General features: G+C 47.3%; 1 protein-coding gene. It reads right to left on the bottom strand.

Annotated elements, in window-relative coordinates; translation table 11 throughout:
• Positions 1-37: 37 nt before the first annotated feature.
• Positions 38-739: a uracil-DNA glycosylase gene (ung, locus tag BKN38_RS10080; RefSeq protein ID WP_066454972.1), complete on the bottom strand. Its 702-nt coding sequence runs from the start codon at positions 737-739 to the stop codon at positions 38-40.
• Positions 740-806: the final 67 nt, after the last annotated feature.

Raw genomic sequence — 806 nt, 5'->3', positions numbered from 1 at the left:
CCCAGATTTGCCAGCTTGCCTAGATTCTTAGTTTTACCTAAATTTCCCAATCAAATGGCGGTTTGCCCATTTTTATGAGCGCTTCATTGGCGCGCACAAACACGCCACTGCCGACAAATCCTCGCGCAAGCGGGCTTGGATGAGGTGCTGTGATGATAGCATGTTTGGTGCTATCTATGAGATGCGCTTTTTGCTTGGCGTAGTTGCCCCATAGCATAAATACGATGCCGCTAAAGTGGCTTGAAAGTGTCGATATCACCGCATCGCTGAAGCACTCCCAGCCAAAGCTTTTATGCGAGCTTGCCATGCCTTTTTGCACGCTAAAGATGGAGTTTAGCAGCAGCACGCCGCGCCTGCCCCACTCGCTTAGATCGCCATTTGGCGGGGCTTTGATATGCAAAGAAAGTGAGAGTTCTTTGTAGATGTTTTTGAGGCTTGGGGGCAGTGGCGCGTTTGGCGGGACGCTGAAGCTTAGCCCCATGGCTTGCGGGACTTCATAGCCTCCGCTAAAAAAGCTGCCATGGTATGGATCTTGCCCTAGGATTACGATTTTTACATTTTGCGGGGGTGTGAGGTTGAAGGCGTTGAATGTGAGTTCTTTTGGTGGGTAGATTATCGCGCCTTGTTTTAGCGCGTCATTGTAGCTTTTGATGATGCTGTGAAAATAAGGCTTTTGAAATTCTGCTTCAAGCAGGCTAGCCCAAGGCTTTGATAAGGTTTTGGGCGCGAATGTTGGCATCTAGCCTCCTTGAAATCTAGAATCTAAAATATAGAATCTAATATCTAAAATATAGCAGAATCTAAAA

Source organism: Helicobacter sp. CLO-3 (genome assembly GCF_001854545.1).
GTDB lineage: Bacteria > Campylobacterota > Campylobacteria > Campylobacterales > Helicobacteraceae > Helicobacter_B.
Note: the sequence above shows the minus strand (reverse complement) of the source record. Positions and strands in the feature narration are given on the sequence as shown.